This window comes from Streptomyces sp. NPDC059201, from assembly GCF_042754585.1.
Taxonomy (GTDB): domain Bacteria; phylum Actinomycetota; class Actinomycetes; order Streptomycetales; family Streptomycetaceae; genus Streptomyces.
In genome coordinates, this window is record NZ_JBHZBB010000002.1 from 483985 (window position 1) to 502460 (window position 18476).

16 protein-coding genes, 1 other RNA gene and 1 pseudogene are annotated in these 18476 nt (G+C 75.6%); 2 read left to right on the forward strand and 16 right to left on the reverse strand.

Features of this window, described 5'->3' with window-relative positions; genetic code table 11:
• Window positions 1-108: 108 nt before the first annotated feature.
• A complete protein-coding gene (locus ACFXMG_RS08050; RefSeq protein WP_383820382.1) occupies window positions 109-1560 on the forward strand; it encodes an RNB domain-containing ribonuclease in 1452 nt (483 codons plus the stop codon).
• On the opposite strand, the gene ACFXMG_RS08055 is transcribed toward ACFXMG_RS08050, so the two are convergent.
• Both ACFXMG_RS08055 and ACFXMG_RS08060 read right to left on the reverse strand, forming a co-directional pair.
• Window positions 1505-2386, reverse strand: a complete 882-nt coding sequence (locus ACFXMG_RS08055; protein ID WP_383820384.1) for a hypothetical protein — start codon at window positions 2384-2386, stop codon at window positions 1505-1507. The genes ACFXMG_RS08050 and ACFXMG_RS08055 overlap by 56 nt on opposite strands.
• A complete protein-coding gene (locus ACFXMG_RS08060; protein ID WP_383820387.1) occupies window positions 2373-3140 on the reverse strand; it encodes a MerR family transcriptional regulator in 768 nt (255 codons plus the stop codon). The genes ACFXMG_RS08055 and ACFXMG_RS08060 overlap by 14 nt, the downstream gene beginning before the upstream one ends.
• A 98-nt stretch (window positions 3141-3238) precedes the next feature.
• Between ACFXMG_RS08060 and rnpB the strand changes: the two genes are divergently transcribed.
• Window positions 3239-3637: RNase P RNA component class A (gene rnpB, locus ACFXMG_RS08065), an RNA gene on the forward strand.
• A 33-nt stretch (window positions 3638-3670) separates the two neighbouring features.
• On the opposite strand, the gene ACFXMG_RS08070 is transcribed toward rnpB, so the two are convergent.
• From ACFXMG_RS08070 to ACFXMG_RS08135, 14 genes and pseudogenes are all read right to left on the reverse strand, one after another.
• Entirely contained in the window at window positions 3671-3967 is a 297-nt protein-coding gene (locus ACFXMG_RS08070) for a DUF6087 family protein (RefSeq protein WP_383820389.1), read from the reverse strand.
• A gap of 62 nt (window positions 3968-4029) precedes the next feature.
• Entirely contained in the window at window positions 4030-4638 is a 609-nt protein-coding gene (locus ACFXMG_RS08075; RefSeq protein ID WP_383820392.1) for a DNA-binding response regulator, read from the reverse strand.
• A gap of 88 nt (window positions 4639-4726) precedes the next feature.
• Entirely contained in the window at window positions 4727-5863 is a 1137-nt protein-coding gene (locus ACFXMG_RS08080; RefSeq protein WP_383820395.1) for a sensor histidine kinase, read from the reverse strand.
• 178 nt (window positions 5864-6041) lie between these two features.
• Window positions 6042-8648, reverse strand: a complete 2607-nt coding sequence (locus ACFXMG_RS08085) for a TOMM precursor leader peptide-binding protein (protein ID WP_383820398.1) — start codon at window positions 8646-8648, stop codon at window positions 6042-6044.
• A complete protein-coding gene (locus ACFXMG_RS08090) occupies window positions 8645-8833 on the reverse strand; it encodes a hypothetical protein (protein ID WP_383820400.1) in 189 nt (62 codons plus the stop codon). Before ACFXMG_RS08090 ends, ACFXMG_RS08085 begins: the two co-directional genes overlap by 4 nt.
• A gap of 172 nt (window positions 8834-9005) precedes the next feature.
• Window positions 9006-9566: pseudogene (locus ACFXMG_RS08095) on the reverse strand (cytochrome P450); the annotation flags it as partial.
• 1102 nt (window positions 9567-10668) lie between these two features.
• Complete coding sequence (locus ACFXMG_RS08100) at window positions 10669-11574, reverse strand: carboxymuconolactone decarboxylase family protein (protein WP_383820403.1); 906 nt, start codon at window positions 11572-11574, stop codon at window positions 10669-10671.
• Complete coding sequence (locus ACFXMG_RS08105) at window positions 11571-12488, reverse strand: methyltransferase domain-containing protein (RefSeq protein WP_383820406.1); 918 nt, start codon at window positions 12486-12488, stop codon at window positions 11571-11573. The genes ACFXMG_RS08100 and ACFXMG_RS08105 overlap by 4 nt, the downstream gene beginning before the upstream one ends.
• On the reverse strand, window positions 12476-13543 hold the full coding sequence (locus ACFXMG_RS08110) for an alpha/beta fold hydrolase (protein ID WP_383820408.1): 1068 nt from the start codon (window positions 13541-13543) through the stop codon (window positions 12476-12478). Before ACFXMG_RS08110 ends, ACFXMG_RS08105 begins: the two co-directional genes overlap by 13 nt.
• The gene (locus ACFXMG_RS08115) at window positions 13540-14208 is read right to left on the reverse strand and encodes a LysR family transcriptional regulator substrate-binding protein (RefSeq protein ID WP_383820411.1); all 669 of its coding nucleotides are present in this window, start codon (window positions 14206-14208) and stop codon (window positions 13540-13542) included. Before ACFXMG_RS08115 ends, ACFXMG_RS08110 begins: the two co-directional genes overlap by 4 nt.
• Window position 14209: 1 nt before the next feature.
• A complete protein-coding gene (locus tag ACFXMG_RS08120; RefSeq protein WP_383820414.1) occupies window positions 14210-15010 on the reverse strand; it encodes a DUF6182 family protein in 801 nt (266 codons plus the stop codon).
• The gene (locus ACFXMG_RS08125) at window positions 15007-16125 is read right to left on the reverse strand and encodes a hypothetical protein (protein WP_383820416.1); all 1119 of its coding nucleotides are present in this window, start codon (window positions 16123-16125) and stop codon (window positions 15007-15009) included. The genes ACFXMG_RS08120 and ACFXMG_RS08125 overlap by 4 nt, the downstream gene beginning before the upstream one ends.
• On the reverse strand, window positions 16122-17606 hold the full coding sequence (locus tag ACFXMG_RS08130; RefSeq protein ID WP_383820418.1) for an FAD-dependent oxidoreductase: 1485 nt from the start codon (window positions 17604-17606) through the stop codon (window positions 16122-16124). The genes ACFXMG_RS08125 and ACFXMG_RS08130 overlap by 4 nt, the downstream gene beginning before the upstream one ends.
• Window positions 17607-17608: 2 nt before the next feature.
• Window positions 17609-18463, reverse strand: coding sequence for a class I SAM-dependent methyltransferase (locus ACFXMG_RS08135; RefSeq protein ID WP_383820421.1), 855 nt, complete (start codon window positions 18461-18463; stop codon window positions 17609-17611).
• Window positions 18464-18476 lie beyond the last annotated feature (13 nt).

Below are 18476 nucleotides of genomic sequence, written 5' to 3' on the forward strand. Positions count from 1 at the left end.
GCGTACGAGGTACCGACCCCCGCCCCACGCCACAGCGCGCCTCACCCCATCCACGCCGCCCCTCCCCACAACATGCCGCCCCCCGCCTCCCGTCCTACGCTCGGTTGCATGCCTCGCCGCCACATTCATGTGACCGGCGCAGCTGAGGCTCCGTTGCGGGCCGCGCTGCGCGCACTCCGTACCGAGCTCGGGGTTCCCGGGGAGTTCCCGGCCGCGGTGCTCGCCGAGGCCGAGGCGGCGGCGAAGAGTCCTCGGCTGCCCGCGTACGAGGACGCCACCGACCTGCCGTTCTTCACCATCGACCCGGCCACCTCCACCGATCTCGACCAGGCGATGCATCTGGCGCGGCGGGCCGACGGCGGGTACCGCGTCCACTACGCCATCGCCGACGTCGCCGCGTTCGTCGCGCCCGGCGGGGCGCTCGACGCCGAGGCGCACCGGCGGGTGCTCACCCTGTACTTCCCCGACGGCAAGGTCCCCCTCCACCCGCCGGTCCTGTCCGAGGGGGCCGCGAGCCTGCTGCCCGGCGAGCCCCGGCCCGCCCTGCTGTGGCGGATCGACCTCGACGCCGAGGGGCGCCGCGTCGCCACCGACCTGCGCCGCGCGCTCGTCCGCAGCCGCGCCAAGCTCGACTACGCCGGCGTCCAGCGGCTCATCGACGCCGGTACCGCCGAGGAACCCCTCGCGCTGCTCCGCGACATCGGGCGGCTCCGCGAGGAGCGCGAGATCGAACGCGGCGGGATCTCCCTCGACGTGCCCGAGCAGGAGATCGTCGAGATCCCCGGCGACCACACCTACACGCTCGCCTACCGGGCACCGCTGCCCGCCGAGGGCTGGAACGCGCAGATCTCCCTCCTCACCGGCATGGCCGCCGCCGACCTCATGACCGCCGCGGGCACCGGCATCCTGCGCACCCTCCCCGTCGCCCCCGACGGCGCCGTCGCCCGGCTGCGCCGCTCCGCCGAGGCGCTCGGCGTCGCCTGGCCGCACCACGTGCCCTACGCGGAGGTGGTCCGCAACGCCGACCCCACCGACCCGCGCCAGGCCGCGTTCCTCCAGGAGTGCACCACCCTGCTGCGCGGCGCGGGCTACACCGTCTTCTCCGACGGGCAGCTCCCCGACCCGGCGGTGCACGCGGCCGTCGCCGACGAGTACACCCACTGCACCGCCCCGCTGCGCCGGCTCGTCGACCGGTACGCCTCCGAGCTGTGCGTCGCGGCGGTCGCCGGGACCGAGCCGCCCGAGTGGGTGCGGGCCGCGCTGCCCGGCCTGCCCGACACCATGGCCGGAGGCTCGCGCCGGGCCAACGCCGTGGAGCGGGAGAGCGTCGACATCGTCGAGGCGGCGCTGCTCAGCGGCCGGGTCGGCGAGCTCTTCGACGCGTACGTGATCGACGTCAAGGAGCGCGAGCCGGCCGTCGGCACCGTCCACCTCGACGACCCGGCGGTCGTCGCCCGCGTCGAGGGCGGTACGGCTCCGCTGCCGCTGGGGGAGTGGATGCGGGTCAGGCTGTCGGAAGCGGATCCTGGCCGGGCGAAGGTGCTGTTCGGGCCGGTGTGACCGGGACGGCTGCGGCTCCGGCGACGGCGTCGCGCAGCGCCTCGTACAGCGCCTTGGGGTCGTCCGCGTGCAGCCGGATCGTCGTCACCGGCCGGACCTTGCCGAGCAGCCCGACCACGTCCAGCGGCGCGTCCAGCTCCAGCGTCACGGAGGTCTGCGAGCCGACGGCGAGGTTCAGCTCGCCGTCCTTCTTCTCGTGGGTGAAACGGTTCTCCCGGCGGACGGCCGCGATCCGCTCCAGCGGGACGGACACGTCGACGTGAGCGGCCTGCCGGGCCCGCAGCCGCCCGCCGGCCAGCACGTGCGGCCGGGTCACGGAGGCGGCGTGCAGCCCGAGGACGAAGAGGACGGTGTAGACGTCGAGGACGAGGACGACCGCGTGGACCATCGGCCAGTCGGCCAGCAGCCACGACATCCCGGCCGTCTCGACCAGGCAGACGAAGGCGAAGCCGTACATGAGGGCGGCCTGGTCCCGCGCGTGCGGGAAGACGCCCTCGGCCCCCGCCGTCCCGTGCGGCCGCCGCGCCACCCACCGCCCGAGGCTCGCCAGCAACGTCAGCTCGTGCCCGATCAGCCGCAGCACCCGCTCCGGTACGAGCTCCGCCAGCGCCTCCCGCCGCGACAGCCCGCGCCGCCGCAGCCGCACCCACACGACCGCCTCGGCGGTCAGCAGCACGACCATCACCAGCTCCGCGCCGACCAGCACCGACCCGGGTATCCGCACCCCGCCGAGCAGCAGCGCGAACAGCACCAGCTCGGCCGGCAGCGCGGCGTACGCGACCCCGCGCAGCACCCGCAGCACGGCTCCCCGCTCACTCCCCGCCATGACCCTCCCCCTCCTGGGCACGCTCGGACACCAGCACCATCGCTCGCCGTACGGCCGCCGCCTGGGCGGGCGCGAGGTCGGCGAAGAAGACGTCGGCGAGCCCGCCGGACCCCTCCGCCGGGAGCTCGAAGCCGCCGACGCCGTCCGGCAGCACCCCGGCGAGCGCCCGCGCGGCCTCCTCGACCCGGGGATCGTCCACTCCGGCGTCGACGAGCGCGTCGAGGAGCCCGTACACCTGCCCGGCGCTCCCGGAGACCTCGTGCATGAGCTCCATGAGCCGCGCCCGCTCGTCCTCCGGTACGACGGTGTCGAGGAGGGCGAGGATCTCCCGGTCCTTCACGGCCATCGGGGAGTCGGGCAGTTCGCCGACGCCGGCGAGGAGCGCGGCCAGCTCCGGCGACACGGGCCCCTCGGCGGCGAGCCGCCCGGCCCGCGCGTCGTCGAGCAGCCCGGCCAGCCGCTCGCGGCGCTCCCGGATCAGGGCCTCCTGCCGGGCGAGGTCGGCGTCCAGTTCCTCCAGGACCTCCACGACCTCCCGCCCCGCGTCGTCGGCCAGGACATCGCGCACCTCGTCGAGCCCGAGCCCCAGCTCGGTCAGCCGCCGCACCCGGGCGAGCAGCACCGCGTCCCGGATGCCGTACTCCCGGTAGCCGTTGGCCAGCCGCGGGGGCTCGGGCAGCAGCCCCAGATGGTGGTAGTGCCGCACGGCGCGGGGGGTGACCCCGACGAGCGCGGCGATCTCGCCGATTCGCATGACCTCAGTAGAAACCCTGACGCTACGACAAGGTCAAGCGGCGTCGTACACCGTCCTGCGCCGTCCGCCCCGCCAGGTAGCATGGTCGGCACGGCAGACGAGCCGGGCGGGCGGCCGCGTGGAGATCCCCGGATCTCCCCGAGGAACGTCCGGGCTCCACAGAGCAGGGTGGTGGCTAACGGCCACCCGGGGTGACCCGCGGGACAGTGCCACAGAAAACAGACCGCCGGGGGCCTCGGCCCACGGTAAGGGTGAAACGGTGGTGTAAGAGACCACCAGCGCCTGAGGTGACTCAGGCGGCTAGGTAAACCCCACCCGGAGCAAGGTCAAGAGGGGACACCCCGGTGTCCCTGCGCGAATGATCGAGGGCTGCTCGCCCGAGTTCGCGGGTAGACCGCACGAGGCCGGTGGCAACGCCGGCCCTAGATGGATGGCCGTCACCCCGACGACCGCGAGGTCCCGGGGAACAGAACCCGGCGTACAGCCCGACTCGTCTGCCCCCAGGGCTCCCTCACGGGAGCCCTTTCACGTCACCCCGCCGAAGGCTTCCGACGCCTACCGGTCCCGGGCCCGAGCTTCGGTGCCGCCTCGGGGGCGGCGGGCGCGGCCTCGGTGTGGGGGAACAGGATCCGTCTCGCCTCCGCCAGGTCCGCCGCGAAGCTGTGCGGCTCCCACAGGTGCCCGTTCCAGCGCTGGATCGCGCGGGGCGCTTCGGGGTTCAGGTGGGATGCCCTCGGGCCGTCGCCGGTCACGAGCGGTACGGCGCGCAGCGCGCCGATCCTCGCGTCCCGGCGCTCGGCCCATCGGGCGAGCGGTTCGTCGTCCATGCGCGGAGGCTAGCGGGTCAGGAGATCCGGTGCTCCCGGCGCGGGGAGGTGGCCGGGAGGGGTCAGAGCAGCCAGCCCGCGTCGCGGGCTATGCGGATGGCGTCTACGCGGTTGCGGGCGTTCAGTTTCATCACCACCGCCGTCAGGTAGTTGCGGACGGTGCCTGTGGACAGGTACAGCTCGGCGGCTATCTCGGAGGCTTCCGAGCCTTCGGCGGCGAGGCGGAGGACTTCTGTCTCGCGGTCGGTGAGGGGGCTCTCCAGGCCGTTCCAGGCCGCCACGGCGAGCTGGGCGTCGATGACCCGCTGGCCGGCGACCACCCGGCGGACCGCGCTGGCCAGTTCCTTGGGGGAGTCGTCCTTCAGGAGGTAGCCCGAGACCTGGGCCGACAGGGCGCGGCGGAGGGTGCCGGGGCGGCCGAGGCTGGTCAGCATCAGCGTGCGGCATTCCGGGAGGTGCTCGTGGATCTGCATGGCGGCGCTCAGGCCGTCGAGCCCGGGGAGGTCGATGTCGATGATCGCGATGTCGGGTCGGACTCTCAGGGCCGCGTCCAGGATCTCGTCACCGCGCTCCAGCTCGCAGACGACCTTCATATCCCCCTCCAGGTCCAGCAGGGCGACCAGCGCCCCGCGGACCATATTCATATCCTCGGCCAAGAGTATTCTGATCACGAAGAGCCCCCCGTCGCCCGATCGATCTCGCGTGATCTGATCATATTGACCAGATGACCTGCTTCGGAATGTCTGAAAATACGTCACATCACGCGACGGTGCGACTTCGTTCATCCCGGGACGACGGCAGCGGTTTTCGGTCGGCCCGTGCGGGAACGCGCGCGATCACGCGGAATATCTGGCCCGGCGTCAGATCGACGTCGAGCTCACCGCCCACCGCGCGCAGCCGCATGCTCAGGTTGCCCAGACCGCTGCCGCTGTGCGGCGAGGAGTCCTGGTACCCCTCCTCCACGCCGTCGTTGACGACCGTCAGCGTCATCAGGCCGTCCTCCTCCGCCACCGTGATCTCGCAGCGCGCGGCGCGGCTGTGCCGGAGGACGTTGGTGACCGCCTCCCGCAGCACCGTCGCGAGCACCGTGTCCACCGGCGCGTCGACCGCGCCCATGCGGACGGCGGTCACCGTCTCCACCTCGGCGGCGCTCAGCACCGAACGGGCCGAATCGATCTCCTCCCTCAGCGACATCTCCCGGTAGCCGCTCGCCACCCGCCGCACATCGGCCAGCGCCTGGCGCGAGATGGACAGCACGTCCTCGATCTCCGCCTTCGCCCGGACCGGCTGGCTCAGCACCAGACGGTGGATCAGCTCCCCCTTCAACTGGATCGCGGAGAGGCTGTATCCGAGCAGATCGTGCAGGTCACGGGCGAATCGCAACCGCTCGCGGGTCACCGCGGCGAGGGTCAGCTCGCTCCGGCTGTCGTGCAGCACCCGCACCAGCTCCGACATCCGCGTCAGGCCGAAGGTGACCAGTCCGGTCAGGAGGGTGGTCTGCGCCAGGTACAGGCTGTCGATGCCAGGACGGCCCTCCAGGACCGGTGGCAGGAGCATGCTCACCCCCACGCAGCCGTACAGGGTCCAGCCGAGGCGCGCCGGCAGGAGCAGCAGCAGCGAGCCGGCGAAGAAGCCCGCCATCGCGCCCCACTGTGACTTCAGGGCGATGAGGGGGAGGTACGTGAACACCGCCTGGGTGACCAGCGTCAGCACCCGGCGGCCGAGCGGCGCGCGCCGCGCGCCCGCCCGCGAGTGCAGCAGCTGGAGGGCGAACACCGCGCACAGACAGCCCATCGCGGCCACCAGGCCGAACCCGCCGACCCCACTGCTGAGGATGTTCAGGAAGGTCAGGCCCACGTAGCAGAGGATCGCCGCGACAAGGATGACTTTGGCCATCCGGGGCGGGGGTAAATCCCGGCCGCGGGGGAGAACTCCCGAGGCCGGATCCATATCCCCCCCGGCCTGCTCTTCCCAAGTCCCTTGGCCGTCAGGCATGTCAATCCCCCGTTGGTGTATCCGTGGCATCCACGAGCATAGGCGAGGAAGTGACAAGGGGGGGTTAACGCTTGGGTCGTCAGACGAAGAGCGGTATCGGATTGAGCCGCTCATAGGGGGTGGGCTCGGCCAATCGGCCGAGAATCACCGGTACGTCGAAGAGCCGGCCGGGAGCGAACCGCGCCCAGAAATGGCGAAGACCCGGCACGATCACCTTCACCACCGGAAGTTCGAGGTCCGGCCGCGTCTGGTCGAGCACCAGGAGATCCAGCCCACGGTCCTTGACGAGAGCGGTGATCGCGCGGACGTCGTCGAGCAGGTCCGGACGGCGCTCCGCGGCCACCCGGCCCGGCGTCAGCGGCGCCGCCGCCGGATCGGGCAGCAGGTACGGCTGGCCGGCCACCGTCGCCCGGCGCCACCAGTCCAGCGGCTCCGGGTCGGTGATCCCGTACCCCGTCCCGCCCGACCGCGTGTGGCCCACCGCCGGCAGGAGCTGGCCCATCTCCGACAGCGCCCGGCGCAGCGCCACGCGCGGGTCGAAGTGCGCGCCGAAGCCGAAGATCACGTCCTCGGTGGGCCGGTCGGTGCGCCGGGACAGCGCCGCCACCACCGGAACGCCCAGGTCCGAGGTGAGGTCGAGCGCCCACACCTCGCGGCCCGCCCGGGCGAGCCCCGCGCACAGCCGCTCGGTCCACTCGTCCCCGAACGCCGCCAGGTCCACCGCCGGCTGACGGGTGCGGTTGTACCACCACAGCGCTACCGCGTCCCGCTCCACCAGCTCCAGGAAGCCCTGCACCACGGCGTCCTCGGGGCTGCTCCCCGCCGCGTTCCCGTTGGAGTCGGCCCACAGACCGTCGGCGGCGGGCGCGTTCCCGGTGCCGCCCCGGGCGTAGTACAGCATCGAGGTCGGCAGTAGCCGCTGCCTGCCCTCCGTCAGCGACCACACCGGCGTCCACTCCGTGGCCCGCTCCTCGTCGAACGGCGGCGGCACGTGGTGGAAGGGCGAGTGCGAGGCGTTCCACCGCTCCCGTTCCGCGTACTGCCGGGCGCCGTACAGCTGGACGTCGCCGGGGTGTACGGCGATGTCGCCGAGGCCCCGCAGCGAATCCCGTACCGTCGGCTCGTCGCCGTGCCGGGTGCCGCTGTAGCGCTCCACCGCCTCGCACAGCGCGCTGACCCGGGCCTCCTCGTCGGTACGGCCCTTGCCGCCGCTCAGCGCCCGCAGGCCCGAGCGCAGACCGGCGAACGACGCCGACTCCATCGCCAGGTTGGGCCCGGAGACGTACGAGGTGAGGAAGTCCGGTCCGTCCGGGGAGCGGCGCAGCTCCTTGACCACCCCGGTCACCGGGCCGACCAGACGGCCGTGGACGCCGAGCATGCGTGCCGCCGTCAGAGCCCGGTCGCCGCCCTCCGCCTTGGGGCGCGGCGCGGGCACGAACGGCGCGTTCACCCGGCGCGCCACCAGGCCCGGATCGCCGCAGGACGCGCACTGCGGGAGCCGGCTCACCGGATGGGCGTCGGTCCGCAGCCGCAGGGTGTCGAGGGTCAGCAGCCGGTTCTGCTCCGGGTGGCGCAGGCCGGCCAGCCACTTCGCCGCCTCCAGGGCGGCGAGGTTGGCGGCGAGCGCCCGGCCCGCGGCGAGCCCGGCGGGAGGCCGGGGCACCGGTCCGGCCAGCCCGAGCGCCTGCCGGACCGGGAGCTCCGAGTGGCGGTGCCCGCGCAGCCGGACGGCCAGGCAGTGCCAGCAGGGGCCGGAGCCGGGCCGGAAGAAGGGCCCGATCCACGGGTCCGTCCCGCAGAACCGCACCGGCAGCCAGGGGACGCCGGTGCGGCGGTGGCGGGCGTCCACCTCGGCGAGCTCGGGGGAGAGGTAGTCGTCGCAGAGGACGAGGAGCAGGGCCACCGGGCCGGCCGGGCGCCCGGCGGGGTCGCCCGGGGGTGCGACGGCCGTCAGGGCGTGGTGTCCGGTGGGGTCGTCCGGGGGCGCGACGACCGTCAGGCCGTGGTGTCCGGTGGGGTCGTCCGGGGGTGCGACGACCGTCAGGCCGTGGTGTCCGGCGGGGCCGTCCGGGGGTGCGACGACCGTCAGGCCGTGGTGTCCGGCGGGGTCGCCCGGGGGCGCGACGACCGTCAGGCCGCTCGCCCGGCACGCCTCCACCACCGGCGCCGGGTCCAGGCCGCCCAGTGCCTCCACGGCCACGCCCGACCGCGCCAGGCCGGCGGCGGTCGCACCGCCGTCCAGGCCCGCGAGGTCCCAGTACGCCTCCGCTTCGGCGCCCGCGTCCCCCGCGCGGGACTTGTGGGGCGCGGGGGACGCGGGGGAGCTGAGGCGGATCAGGCCCGCCTCGTCCAGGGCGCGGAGCGCCGCCGCGGCGCTCTCGCGGCCGAGCTCCAGCGACGCCTGCCGCTCGACCGCCCCGACCGTACGGGTGCCGTCGAGGAGCGGGACGAGGACCTCCGCCTCACTGCCGCCCAGCGCGGTCACCCCGCGCAGCGACACCAGATAGGCGGCGTCCCCGGGGACGAGCGTCGGGCGCAGATGGGACTTGAACCCCACCAGCGCCTCACCCGCCGGTACGTCGGTCACCGATACCTCGGTCGTCGACACCTCGGTCGCCGGTGCGGCGCCCGTCGCCGGCGTGACCGCCGGAGCGTGGCTGCCGTCGGCGGTCACGCCGGCGTTCACGCCGCGCTGCGTACGGCGGTGGGGGCCGCGTCCGGGCGCGTGCGGGCGCAGACCGTGAAGAGGACGACGGAGTCCGCGGGGGCGTCGAGGTGCTCGATCACCAGACCCGAGGGGGTGGTGGGACGGGCGGGGGAAAGGGGGGAATCCGTGAAGGCGGCACGGGACGGGGTCGGAGTGCTGATCATGATGGCGGGATCCTTCTGCGTCGGTGTGATGCTGCTGAGATTCCGTTCCCCGTGATTCTCCGAGCCGCGCGGTGATCGCTGACAGTGGCTCGGTCACCAGGGGGGGATGAAGTTTTCACATGGCCCGGGGCGGGAGCCCGGGACCGTCCGGGCGGCGCCCGCCGGCGGGACCTCACCGCCCCGCCGACCAGCGCACGGGCAGCCTCCGCGGCCCCCGGATGAGCAGCCCGGACCGCCACTCCAGGGACGCCGGGTCGGCGTCCAGGACCAGCTCCGGGCAGCGGTCCAGGAGCGCCGCGACGGCGGTCCTGGCCTCCAGCCGGGCCAGTGGCGCGCCCAGGCAGTGGTGCACGCCGTGCCCGAAGGCGAGATGGCCGCCGGCCGGGCGCAGGATGTCGAAGCGCCCGGGGTCGGGGAAGCGGGCGGGGTCCCGGCCCGCGTCGGCGAGGGCCACCAGGACCAGCTCGCCGCCGCCGGGGACGGTGGTGGAGCCGAGGGTGAGCGGGGTGGTGGTGAAGCGGTACGTGGTCGTCTCCACCGAGCCGTCGAAGCGCAGCGTCTCCTCGACGGCGGCGTCGACCAGCGCCGGATCGGCGCGCACGGCGGCGAGCTGCTCGGGGTGGCGGAGGAGGGCGAGGACGCAGGAGGCGATGAGGTGGACGGTGGTCTCGAAGCCGGTGACGAGCAACAGCCAGGCCATGCCGATGAGTTCGTCGGAAGTGAGCCGCCCTCCCGTCCCGCCTTCGGCGCCCTGTGCCGGACTCTGCCGGCCCTGCGCCGGAACCGGCCGGCCCTCCGCAGTCCCTGCCCGGCCCTGTGCCGGACTCTCCCGGCTCTCCGCCGGACTCTCCCGGCCCTGTGCCGGAACCGCCCGGCCCTGGGCCGGACCCGCTCCGCCGTGTGCCGGACCCGATCCGTCCTGCGCCGTCCCTGCCCGGCCCTGCGCCGGAATCGCCCGGCTCTCCGCCGGAACCGCCCGGCACTGGGCCGGACCCGATCCGCCGTGTGCCGGACCCGATCCGCCCTGCGCCGTCCCCGCCCGGCCCTCCGCCGGACCCGATCCGCCCTGCGCCGGACCCGCCCGGCCCTCCGCCGGACCCGATCCGCCGTGTGCCGGGCATCCCGTCGGGCCCTCGTCCGTGGTGCGGACGAGGGCGCTCAGCAGGTCGGTGCCGGGGTGGGCGCGCAGGTAATCCGTCAGCTCCGTCAGGTAGCGGGTCATCGCCGTCGTCGCCGCTGCCCGCACCTGGCCGTCCGGGCTGCTCAGGGCCTGCTCGGCCCAGTCCCGGAAGGCGTCGCGGTCGGCCCGGGGCACCCCGAGGAGCTCCCCGATGACCCCCATCGACAGGGGATAGGCGAGCGCCTCGACGAGGTCGGCCCCACCGGACGGCCGGGCGAGCGCGGCGTCGAGCAGCTCGCCGGTCAGTTCCTCCACCCGGGGCGCCAGCGCGGCCACCCGGCGGCCGGTGAACTCCCTCGCCACCAGCCGCCGCAGCCGGGTGTGGTGCGGCGGGTTGGAGCTGAGCAGGTTCTCCCCGGCCGACAGCCGGGCCAGCGGCAGCGAAGGGGAGGCGTCCGCCCACGACTTGGAGAGCGTCGGATCGGTGAGCGCGGCCCGGCACGCCTCGTGGCCGACGACCAGCCACGCGTCCGCGCCCTCTGGGACCCGCACCCGGTGCACGGGGCCCCGGGCGCGCAGCGCGGCGTAGACCGGGTGCGGGTCCCGGGCGAAGTCGGCGCCCAGGGCGCCGAAGTCCACCGCGACACCCGCGCCCGTGTCCGTGCCCGCGCCCGTGTACCTGTCCGTGTCCACGGTCACGCCGCTCGCCTCCCGGTCACGCGGACCGCTCCTCGAAGACCTGCCGGGCCACCGTGATCCCGTTCAGGGCGCGGGGGAAGCCGGAGTACGCGACGACGTGGATGAGCAGCTCCACGATCTGCGCCGGGCTCAGGCCCACGTTCAGCGCCGCGCCGATGTGCACGCGCAGCTGCGGGGCGGTGTCGCCGAGGGCCGTCAGCGCCGACACGGTGACGAGCTGGCGGCGCCGCGCGGAGAGCCAGGGCCGGTGGTAGACGTCGCCGAAGGTGAACTCGACGATGAAGCGGCCGAGGTCGGGGGCGATGTCGCGGAGCGACTCGATGACCTCCAGGCCGTGCCGCCCGTCGATCTCCCTCAGCTTGGCGACCCCGCGCCGGTACCGGTCGCGAGGGTCGTCCTGCACGGACGGCTTGAACGCGATGCCCTTGTCCGCGAAGACCTGCCGGGCCACCGTGATCGCGTTGAGCGCCCGGGGGAAGCCGACGAAGGGGACCAGGTGGATCAGCGCCTCGATGATCTCGGTGGGCTCCACGCCGACGTGCAGCGCCGCGTCGATGTGGAAGTTCTGCTGCGGCGCGGTGTCGCCCTGGGCCACCAGCGCGGCGACCGTGACGAGCTCCCGCTCGCGCAGGCTGAGGCCGGGCCGGGGGTAGATGTCCCCGTAGGCGAACTCGACGACGAAGCGGCCGAGGTCGGGGGCGATGTCCTTGAGCGACTCGATCACGGCCGCGCCGCGTTCGCCGGAGGTGGAGCGCAGGGCGGCGAGACCGCGCTCGTACCGGCTGCTCTCGGCGGCGGCGGTGGCGGCGGAGGCGGGGGCGGCGCCGAGGAGGCCGGTGAAGCCGCCGCCGATGAGGGCGGCGCCCGTGCCGGTGAGGGTGGAACGGCGGCTGATTCGGCTCTGTCCGGTGGCCTTGGTCATGATGACTCCATCCAAGTGGCGGTTGACGTGGGGGTGTTCGGGTCCAGGGACTGCGGAGGGCTCGGCACGGTGCCGGTCACGACGACGTTGCCCTCGCTGATGTAGGCGTCCGGGTCGCGCAGCGCGTGGTCGGGGGCGTCGGGGTCGAGGAAGGGCGTCCAGTTGCCGGGGGCGCCCTCGCGCAGCGCCTGCTCGGCGAAGCGGGCGCACGCCTGCGTGTAGAAGGCCAGGGCCGCCGGGGTCAGCGGCGCGTGGTGCTCCATGAAGACCGTGCGCTGCCGTACGGAGACGAGCCCGGCGGCGCGCAGCCAGTCGCGCAGGGCGGGTCCGCGCAGCAGCCGGCGGGCATAGCCGGGGGCGCGGGCCGAGGCGCGGAAGAAGTCGGTGATGAGGAACGGGTCGGCCGGGCGGACGGTGCTGAGCGAGCCGTCGACGTCCTTGACCGCGACGAGCCCGCCGGGCCTGGTCACCCGCCGGAACTCCGCCAGTACGGGGCCGAGTTCGGCGTCGTCGAGGTACTGGGTGGTGTTGGCGCACCAGACGGCGTCGAAGGTGGCGTCCGGGAAGGGCAGGGCGAGGAGGTCCGCCCGCCGCACCTCGACCCGGGCGTGTGCCGGATGGTCGCGCATGCGGGCGGCGGCGAGCGCGGTGTTCTCCGGGGCGAGGTCGACGGCGGACACCCGCCCGCCGGGGCCGACGAGCTCGGCGAGCTGCGGCAGGAAAGTCCCGCCGCCGCAGCCGGCGTCCAGGACGTGCCCGCCGGGCGGGATGCCGACGCCGGCGAGCGCCCGGCGGTAGTACGGGGCGCAGGCCCGGTAGTGCGGGTCCACGATGGACTCGTGGGTGAAGGCGAGCCCGGTGGAGGTCGCGTACCCCCAGGCCGAGCCACCCGCCGCCGCCGTCACCACACCCACACCCCCTCAGCCCCCGCGGCCCGGCCCGCGTCCCTGCCGGGCCCGGCCTCTCCGGCCCGGCCCGCGTCCCCGCCGGGTCCGGTCAACCTGGCCCGGTAGGTCCCCGCGCCAGGCCCGGCCACCCCGGTCCGGTAGCTCCCCCCGCCAGGTCCGGCCTCTCCGGCCGCCCTGTAGGTCCCCGCTCCCGGCCCGGCCACCCCGGCCCGGCCCGCGTGAGGACCCGCCGCCTTCGCGCCCGCTTCCGCGCCCGCCTTGGCGCCCGCCGCCGCGCCCGCCCTCCTCACCAGTTCCGTGAGCAGCAGGCGTACGGTCTCCGGGGCTTCCAGTGGGGCCAGGTGCCCTACGCCGGGGAGGGACGCGTACCGGCCCTGCGGTAGCGCCGCGCAGGCGTGGCGGGACTCGGGGGTGGAGACCAGGGTGTCCTCTTCGCCGTGGACGACTACGGCCGGGATGTGGGCGCCGCGGAGGGTCGCGGTCGAGTCCGGGCGGGCCGCCACCGCGCGCTGCGCCCAGGCGACCGACTCCGGGCGGGCCGCGAGTGCCGACTCCGTCACCCGTGCGAGGAGTCCGGGGCGGCGGGCGCGGGTGGTGGCGCCGAGCAGGGCGGGGCTGGTCGCGGTGACGAGGCCGGGGCGCGCCGCCTCGTCGAGGATCCGGTCCGCGAAGAGCAGCCGTTGTCCGGCCGCCTCGGGGGTGTCGGTGGCGGCCCTGGCGGCGAGCAGCGCGAGGGCGCCGACCCGGTCGGGGTGGCGGCGCAGGAAGGCCATCGCCACGTAGCCGCCCAGGGAGCAGCCGGCCAGCGCCGCGCGGTGCACGCCCGCCCGGTCCAGCGTCCGGGCGACGTGGTCGGCGAAGGCGTCGAGCGAGGGCGGGCCCGCGGCGGGCGGCGCGGCGCCGAAGCCGGGCAGGTCGAGGCTGAGGACCCGGTGGCCCGCGGCCCGCAGGCCCCGGGCGGTGACCTCCCACATCGACGCGTCGAGGGGCAGGGCGTGCAGGAGGACGAGCGGCAGCGGCCCGGCCGCCGCCCCGGCCCGGGGGCTCCGTGCGGGGCTCATCGCGCCGCCCCCCGCTCGGCCGCGGCGACGAACCGGCTGACGTGCGGCGGCTGTTCGGCGTCGCGCAGCCACGCCAGGGCGACCGGGGAGGGCTCCAGGTCGTCGACCGGGACGACCGCGATGTCCGGCGGGAGAATGGCGGCCAGGGACCGGAACGACAGGTGCATGGCGGTGGAGGTGCGCAGCAGCTCGGCCATCGCGGCGAGGGTCGTCATCGGGTGGACCCGCCGGATGGTCCGGCCGCCGGGGGTGCGCTCCGGCACCACCTGGTCCCAGACGAGCGGCGGGAAGTCGCCGGGGCAGCGGAAGCCCTCGTACGGGGCGACCTCCTCGACCGACACCGAGGGGCGTCCGGCCAGCGGGTGGTGGGCGCCGACGACGACGGCCCGCCCGTCGAGGGCGACGGGGGCGCCGACCTCGATGTCGGGTTCGCGCGGGTCGTACTTGACGATCATGAGGTCCGCCGCGCGGTCGCGCAGGGGCCGGAACGGCTCGGTGACGTCGTACGGCACGAACTGCACGGCCTCCGGGGGCAGTCCGGCGGCGGTCACGATCCGGGCCGCGAGGTGCGGGGAGCCGTGGATCCCGATCCGTACGGGCGGGGCGGCGGACCCCCGGGGCAGGTCGGGCGCGCCGGGCGTGCGGGGCCGGTGGGACGGTGGCATGTCAGATCTCCTCGGTCAGTCCGGCGTAGGGCTGGAGGACGTCCGGCCGGTGCACGTCGGCGTCGACGCGCAGCCGGGCGAAGGACGGCTCCCGGCCGGTCAGCCGGGGCACGAACCGCAGCGTCAGCCGGTCGCCGGGGCCGATCAGCCGGTCCATCGCGGCTTCGGCCAGCAGGTGGTTGAGGTGGACGAGGGCCTCGGTGACGGACACCCGGGCGGTCGCCACGTACAGGTCGCGGCGGACCGCCCGGCCCGCCTTCGGGCGGCCGGGCACCGTCACCCCCACCGGCGGTCGGGCGGCCAGCTCGCGGGGCGCCTCGAAGCTCTTGAGGAGGCGGCGCAGGGTGGCCGTGGCCGCCTCGTCCGCCGGTCCGGCCCAGGCCGCCGAGCCGTCGGCGGCGACGTGGTCGAAGGCGAACCGCTCACGGAGGTTGGCCGGGCTGCCCGCCAGATAGACGGTACGGGTGAAGCTCCGCCGCCAGGTCTCCGCCGCGCCCGGCGCGAGGGCGAGCGCGAAGGCGCAGGTCTCGCGGACCCAGGAGGGCAGGTCGAGGCGGCCGATGACGACGACGGCGAGCGCCCGGTCCGTGTCGGCGGCCGTCGTGTCGTGGCGCCCGGAGCGGACGTCCCGCAGGATCCGGGGGCTGGTCAGGTCGAGCCGCCGGGAGAGCTCGGGCCGGGCGAACCGGACCCGGTTCATGGCGGACCGCAGCAGGTCCGCCGAGGTCAGGTCGAAGGCCGCCGCCGACGGCGGCACGGCCGCGGCCGGGGCCGCGGCGGGGGAGTCGAAGGGAGGGGTCACAGGTACACCGCCGAGAGGAGTCCGGGATCGGGGGCCGGCCGGCCCCTGCCGAGCAGCGAGCAGGTCAGCCGGTAGGGGTCCACATAGGTGTGGTCCCGCCGGTGCGGGGCCACCAGGGCCGTCAGGTCGCCGGTGACCGGCGCGTCGCCGGAGCGGCGCAGCAGCCGGGCGGCGACGGCCAGGCTCTGCCGCAGCAGGTCGAGGCGGAACGACTGGCCCTGTCCGGGGCCGAGGGTCGCCACGAAGTACAGCCGCAGGCCGAGGCGGAGCGCGGCCTCGTCGTACTCCCCGGCCGCCTCGCGCAGCAGCGCGGTGAGGGTGTGCCGGCGCCAGCCGCCGTGCCGGGCCGAGGTGACCCTGCCGTCGATGGGCACCCGGCCGAGCGGCACCCGGCGCACGGTGGGGCCGAGCCCGGCCAGCACCCGGTGGAGCAGCTGGTAGTCGGCGTCCAGCTCGCGGTCGAAGAGCAGGACGACCTCGTCGTACCAGGGGGCGAGCGGTACCAGCTCGCGCAGCGCGCAGGCCAGGTAGTTGGGGCGGCCGTCGGCGGTGACGATCCGGCGCAGCGGCATCCCGTAGCGGGTGAGGTCGAGGTAGACGGGGCCGCCCGTCGCCCGCTGGTCCAGGACCAGGCCGGTGGTGCCGAGCCGTTCGAGGGTCTCCTCCAGGCCCAGGCCGGGCGGCCGGTGCGCGCGCAGGCCGGGGTCGTGCATCCCGAGGCGGGCGTAGTGCCCGGTCCACAGGGCGAGCAGCCGTTCGCTCGCCGGGTGGACCCAGCCGCTGTGCTCGACCGCGTCCCGGTACGGGCGCAGCGCCGCCGGGTCGCGCCGCCCCTCCTCGGCCCGGTGGCGGACGTACAGCTCGCCGATCTCCTCCTCGGTCAGGTCCGAGTAGTCGGCCTCGCCGTGGGTGCGGTCCAGGTACTCCCAGAAGCCGGCCGTCTGCTCGGTGACGTCGTAGGTGGTGTGGCTGTAGTGGTACGTCACCTCCGCGAGCGGGGCCGTGGCCCGGAACATCACGTCGGTCCACAGCAGGCCCTTGAGGTGACTGGGGGTCAGCGGCTTCGTGGGGGTCACCGTGACCGGGGCGAGGAGCACGTTCGTACGGTGGGTCACTCCGTTCCTCCTTCCGGTGGGCGGCGGGCGGCCAGGGCGCGGCGCAGCTCGTCCCGGGTCGGCGGCCGGGGGCCGTCGGGGGCCGGTCCGGCCGTCCGCGCCGCCGCCCGCAGCCGGGCGCGGAACCCTTCCCGCGCGAGGACCTCGGCGGGGGTGCTCAGGCTCGTCTGGACCCGGGTGACCCCGCGCCAGACGACGGGATCGGTCCCGGCGGCCGCGGCCGCCTCCGGGGGCAGCCCCGGGCCGGGCGGTGGTACGGAGCCGTCTCCGGGGGAGGCGGCCGGCTCCGGGGGGAGGCCGGCGGCGGCACGCCACCGCTCCACCCGGGCCCGCGAGTCGTGCGCGCCCCGCTCGTACCAGGGCCGCAGCAGCCGTCCGGTGACCTCCGCCGCCGCCTCGTCCAGCTCCGGGCCGCCGGCCGGGTGGCCGTCGATCACACCCGCCAGGGCGAAGGCGTGCGCCAGGGCCAGCGACATGCCCCGGCCGAACATCGGGTCGGTGACCCCGGCGGCGTCGCCGGTGCGCAGCAGGCCGCCGACGCGGTGCGGGCCGCCCGGGGCGTCGCCGCGCCACAGGTTGGGCGGCATGCCCGTGACCCGTACCGGACCGAGCGGCTCCGCCACCCCGTCGGCCAGCCAGGGGGCGAGGAACGGCGAGAGGCGGCCGGCGGCGGTGAAGCCGCCGGGGGTGGCGAGCGCGGCGAGCGCCCGGTCGCCCGGCAGCGCGCCGAAGGTGACGGCGAAGGTGCCGTTGTCCGCCGGGTGCAGCACGGCCGAGTAGTGGTCCCAGACGCCGCCCGCCGCGTTGCCCCGGTTGAGCGGGCCGGGCAGCGGGCCGTGCGGGTCGCGCAGCCGGTAGAAGCGGCCGTACGCCCGCAGGCTCCCCGGCACCGCCAGGTCGTCCGGGACCGGGAGCCCGGCCGCCGCCAGCCACCCCCGGGACGCCGACCGGATGCCGGTGGCGTCCACCACCACGTCGGCCGCGATCCGCTCCCCGCTGTCCGTCACCACTCCCCGGACCCGCCGCCCCGCAGGGCCGCCGGGGGTCAGCGTCAGCCCCGTGACCCGCACGCCGTGCCGGATCGTCACGCCGGGCGTGGTCCGGGCCGCGCGGTGCAGCACCACGTCCAGGACCGGGCGGCGGACGACGAGGGTGACGAAGTCCTCGTCGCCGGGGAGGGCGGTGGCGGGCGGGGGAGCGGCGCGGGTGAGGTCGAGCAGCCGGGCGCCCTCGTCCAGGGCGGCGGTGAGCACCGCCGGGGCGTGGCGGCGCAGGGCGCGGACGCCGAGCGCGTTGAGGATGTGGTCGTGCCGGGCCTGCGGGACGCCGGGCCGGTGCCAGAGCCCGGCGGCCTTGGCGGCGGGGCCGTCGGGCGGCGCGCCGCCCGGCTCCAGGACCCGCACCCGGTGGCCGCGCGCGCCGAGGGCGAGGGCCAGCGCGAGTCCGGCGACACCGCCTCCCGCGATCACGGTGGTCACCATGGTCAGCGACGCCTGCCGTGGATGAAGAACACCCGCCGCACATCCGCGAGTTCGCGCGGCGGTACGGGGTCGGGCCAGCGCCCGTAGTCGGCCTCGGGCTCGCCGGGCTGGGTCGCCCGCACGTCGAAGCCGTACCGCTCGAAGAGGGCCTCCGGCTCGTCGGAGCCGAACAGCCAGGGGCAGCCCCAGCCGGCGAAGACATCGAGCAGTCCGCGCATGTGGGGCAGGGTGAGGGCGGCCCCGTTGACGAGGTCGGCGGCGATGCGGCTGCCGGGCGCCGAGACGGCGGCGACCCGCTCCAGCATCCGGTGCGCGTCGGCCTCCGGGATGTAGTAGAGCAGTCCCTCCAGGAGCCAGGTCGAGGGGACGGCCGGGTCGTAGCCGGCGTCGACGAGCCGGTCCTCCCAGGCGGCGTCGGTCAGGTCGACGGCGACCGTGCGGTGGTCGACCCGGGGCGTGACCCCGCTCAGCCGCGCGGCCTTGAAGTCGAGGACCGCCGGCCGGTCGATCTCGAAGTAGCGCAGGTGGCCGGGGAACGGCAGCCGGTAGGCGCGGGAGTCCATGCCGGCCGGGGCCAGCACGATCTGCGTCGCGCCGGGCTCGGACGCCGCGTCGAGGAGGAAGTCGTCGAAGAAGCGGGTGCGGATGGCGTTGTAGTCCGGGGTGCTGGGCAGGCTCCTCGGCCGGTCCGGCGGGAAGGTGGCCGCGTGGACCTCGGCCAGGAGTTCCGCCCCGACGTCCCCGACCAGACCGCCGGCGTACGGGTCCTCGTACAGCCGGTCCTCGCGGCGGGTCTCGGCGGCGCGCAGGGCGGCGGTGAGCAGGGCGGTCCGTTCGACCGCGTTGAGCGCGGGCATGACAGGCTCCTCG

What these genes read in the sequence shown, in the direction of transcription:
- ACFXMG_RS08050 (WP_383820382.1), top strand. Translation starts at nt 109, where the DNA reads ATGCCTCGCCGCCACATTCATGTGACCGGCGCAGCTGAGGCTCCGTTG.
- ACFXMG_RS08055 (WP_383820384.1), bottom strand. Translation starts at nt 2,386, where the DNA reads ATGGCGGGGAGTGAGCGGGGAGCCGTGCTGCGGGTGCTGCGCGGGGTC.
- ACFXMG_RS08060 (WP_383820387.1), bottom strand. Translation starts at nt 3,140, where the DNA reads ATGCGAATCGGCGAGATCGCCGCGCTCGTCGGGGTCACCCCCCGCGCC.
- ACFXMG_RS08070 (WP_383820389.1), bottom strand. Translation starts at nt 3,967, where the DNA reads ATGGACGACGAACCGCTCGCCCGATGGGCCGAGCGCCGGGACGCGAGG.
- ACFXMG_RS08080 (WP_383820395.1), bottom strand. Translation starts at nt 5,863, where the DNA reads ATGGCCAAAGTCATCCTTGTCGCGGCGATCCTCTGCTACGTGGGCCTG.
- ACFXMG_RS08090 (WP_383820400.1), bottom strand. Translation starts at nt 8,833, where the DNA reads ATGATCAGCACTCCGACCCCGTCCCGTGCCGCCTTCACGGATTCCCCC.
- ACFXMG_RS08100 (WP_383820403.1), bottom strand. Translation starts at nt 11,574, where the DNA reads ATGACCAAGGCCACCGGACAGAGCCGAATCAGCCGCCGTTCCACCCTC.
- ACFXMG_RS08110 (WP_383820408.1), bottom strand. Translation starts at nt 13,543, where the DNA reads ATGAGCCCCGCACGGAGCCCCCGGGCCGGGGCGGCGGCCGGGCCGCTG.
- ACFXMG_RS08115 (WP_383820411.1), bottom strand. Translation starts at nt 14,208, where the DNA reads ATGCCACCGTCCCACCGGCCCCGCACGCCCGGCGCGCCCGACCTGCCC.
- ACFXMG_RS08130 (WP_383820418.1), bottom strand. Translation starts at nt 17,606, where the DNA reads ATGGTGACCACCGTGATCGCGGGAGGCGGTGTCGCCGGACTCGCGCTG.
- ACFXMG_RS08135 (WP_383820421.1), bottom strand. Translation starts at nt 18,463, where the DNA reads ATGCCCGCGCTCAACGCGGTCGAACGGACCGCCCTGCTCACCGCCGCC.